2 protein-coding genes and 1 pseudogene are annotated in these 3170 nt (G+C 72.9%); 2 read left to right on the top strand and 1 reads right to left on the bottom strand.

Annotated elements, in window-relative coordinates:
* Positions 1-95: 95 nt before the first annotated feature.
* Positions 96-1391: pseudogene (locus ABZ281_RS43750) on the top strand (benzaldehyde dehydrogenase); the annotation flags it as partial.
* Between the two features lie 60 nt (positions 1392-1451).
* On the opposite strand, the gene trxA reads toward ABZ281_RS43750, so the two are convergent.
* Positions 1452-1832: a thioredoxin gene (gene trxA, locus ABZ281_RS43755; protein ID WP_142156762.1), complete on the bottom strand. Its 381-nt coding sequence runs from the start codon at positions 1830-1832 to the stop codon at positions 1452-1454.
* 119 nt (positions 1833-1951) lie between these two features.
* Here trxA and ABZ281_RS43760 point away from each other — a divergent pair.
* The coding region (locus tag ABZ281_RS43760; protein WP_356663769.1) for an NAD(P)/FAD-dependent oxidoreductase at positions 1952-3170 on the top strand (1219 nt) is incomplete at its 3' end.

Below are 3170 nucleotides of genomic sequence, written 5' to 3' on the forward strand. Positions count from 1 at the left end.
CTGGGTGCGTTCGGCGGAGGAAAGCCGCGCCAACCGGTTCATCAGTGCCGTCTCCTCGGGCCACGGGCGGCACCGCTCCCTCGTCCGACCAGAGGGCCGCCACCGCCCAGCGCGCATGGGCACGCACCCCGCACTTCGCCCGTGCCGCCGTGCTCCGCAAGGCCGGCGACCTGTTCACCGAGCACGCCGCCGAACTGCGCGAGTGGCTCGTCCGCGAATCGGGCTCCGTCCCCGGCAAGGCCGACTTCGAACTGCACGTCGCCGCTCAGGAGTGCTACGAGGCAGCGGCGCTCGCCTCCCGTCCGGCGGGCCAGGTCCTGCCCAGCGAGGCGCCACGCCTGTCGTATACGCGCCGCGTCCCGGCCGGTGTGGTCGGCGTGATCTCGCCGTTCAACGCCCCACTGATCCTTTCCATCCGCTCCGTCGCTCCGGCCCTGGCGCTGGGCAACGCGGTTCTGCTCAAGCCGGATCCGCGCACGGCCGTCTGCGGAGGCCTGTCCCTCGCCGCGGTCTTCGCCGCCGCCGGCCTGCCCGAGGACCTGCTGCACGTGCTCCCCGGCGGCCCGGACGCCGGGCAGGCCATGGTCGCCGACCCGCGCGTGCCCGTCATCTCCTTCACCGGCTCCACCGCCGCCGGACGGGCCGTGGGCGAGGCCGCCGGCCGTCACCTCAAGCGGGCCCACCTGGAACTGGGCGGCAACTCGGCCATGATCGTGCTGGAGGACGCCGACCTCGACGCGGTCATCTCCACGGCCGCCTGGGGCTCGTTCTTCCACCAGGGCCAGATCTGCATGACCACCGGACGCCATCTGGTGCACGCGTCCCTCTACGACGAGTACGTCGAGCGGCTGGCCGCCAAGGCGGACTCACTCGCGGTCGGCGACCCGCACCGGGACCAGGTCCACCTGGGTCCCATCATCGACTCGGGCCAGCTCGGCAAGATCAGCGGTCTGGTCGAGGCCAGCACGGCCGCGGGTGCCAAGCTCGCCGCCGGCGGCACCCACGACAGGCTCTTCTACCGGCCGACGGTCCTCGCCCACGTGGACGACCGCACCCCCGCCTACACGGAGGAGGTCTTCGGCCCGGTGGCGCCCGTCCGCCCCTTCACCACCACCGACGAGGCGGCGGCGATGGCCGCGCAGAGCCCGTACGGCCTCTCCCTGGGCATCGTCACCAGGGACCCGGCCCGCGGCCTGGACCTCGCCGACCGCATCCCGACCGGCATCGTCCACATCAACGACCAGACGGTGAACGACGAGGCCGTGGCGCCCTTCGGCGGAGTCGCCGCCTCCGGCACCGGTGCCCGCTTCGGCGGTGAGGCCAATCTGGAGGCCTTCACCGAACTGCGCTGGACGACGGTGCGCGGAGACGTCGCTCCGTATCCCTTCTAGGGCCCGGCACCTCTTCCAGGAGCCGGCCCGTGGGGCCCGGGCCCCGGGTCCCGGGACCCGTCACTCGGCCGGCTGCTGGGCCTGCTGCTCGGCGATCGACTTGCGTACCTCGTCCATGTCGAGGTTGCGGGCCTGTCCGATGACGTCCGTCAGGGCGGCCTCGGGCAGGGCGCCGGGCTGGGCGAACACGGCGACCTGGTCACGGACGATCATCAGCGTGGGAATGGACTGGATACCGAAGGCCGCGGCCAGCTCGGGCTGCGCCTCGGTGTCCACCTTGCCGAACACCAGGTCCGGGTTCTCCCCGGCCGCCTTCTCGTACACCGGGGCGAACTGCTTGCACGGCCCGCACCAGTCGGCCCAGAAGTCGATCAGGACGAACTCGTTGTCCGTGACCGTCTGGTCGAAGTTCTCCTTGGTGAGCTCCACGGTGCTGCTCATGGCGTACATCCCTCTTCCTGGTGTGGGGTCAAGCCGTCGGCACAACACGGCCGACCGGACACGTATTCCGCGCCCCTACCCATGTGGCCAGGGCGCACACCACCCACCAGACTGACCCCATGACGGAAACGGAAACCAACACATACGACATCGTGGTGCTCGGTGCCGGGCCCGTGGGGGAGAACGTCGCCGACCGCACCCGCGCCGCCGGCCTGACCACCGCGGTCGTGGAGAGCGAACTGGTGGGCGGCGAATGCTCCTACTGGGCGTGCATGCCCAGCAAGGCCCTGCTGCGGCCGGTCATCGCCCGCGCGGATGCCCGCCGTGTCCCCGGCCTGCGGCAGTCCGTACAGGGCCCCCTCGACGCCTCCGCGGTCCTCGCCCACCGGGACTACTACACCTCCCACTGGAAGGACGACGGTCAGGTCGGCTGGCTCGACTCCATCGGCGCCGACCTGTACCGCGGCCACGGGCGTCTCACCGGCCCCCGCACGGTGACGGTCACCGGCCCGGACGGCGGCGAGCGCGTCCTGACCGCCCGGCACGCCGTCGCCGTCTGCACCGGCAGCCGCGCCGCCCTGCCCGGCCTGCCCGGGCTGGACACCGTCAAGCCGTGGACGAGCCGGGAGGCCACCAGCTCCCCGACCGTGCCCGGCCGGCTGATCGTGATCGGCGGCGGCGTGGTCGCCACCGAGATGGCCACGGTCTGGCAGGCCCTCGGCTCGCAGGTCACCCTGCTGGTCCGCGGCAAGGGCCTGCTGCCCCGCATGGAGCCGTTCGCCGGGGAACTGATCGCCGAGGCGCTCAAGGAGGCCGGCGCGGACGTCCGTACGGGCACTTCGGTGGAGTCGGTGACCCGGGAGAACGGGACGGTCGTGGCCGTCACCGACACGGGCGACCGCATCGAGGCCGACGAGATCCTCTTCGCCACAGGCCGCGCGCCGCGCACCGATGACATCGGCCTGGAGACGATCGGCCTCGTCCCCGGCTCCTGGCTGCCGGTCGACGACAGCCTCAGGGTGGACGGCCACGACTGGCTGTACGCGGTCGGCGACGTCAACCACCGCGCGCTCCTCACCCACCAGGGCAAGTACCAGGCCCGCATCGCGGGCGCCGCCATCGCCGCGCGGGCCACGGGGGAGACCCTCGTGGCCGAGCCCTGGGGCGCCCACGCCGCGACCGCCGACCACGCCGCCGTCCCGCAGGTCGTCTTCACCGACCCGGAGGCCGCGGCCGTGGGCCTGTCCCTGGCCGAGGCAGAACAGGCGGGGCACCGGGTGAAGGCCGTCGACGTGGACCTGTCCACCGTCGCCGGGGCCGGCCTGTACGCCGACGGCT

The organism is Streptomyces sp. NPDC006265 (assembly GCF_040613555.1).
Taxonomy (GTDB): Bacteria; Actinomycetota; Actinomycetes; order Streptomycetales; family Streptomycetaceae; genus Streptomyces.

Coding starts and splice junctions, on each gene's coding strand:
- trxA (WP_142156762.1), bottom strand. CDS start 1,832: ATGAGCAGCACCGTGGAGCTCACCAAGGAGAACTTCGACCAGACGGTC.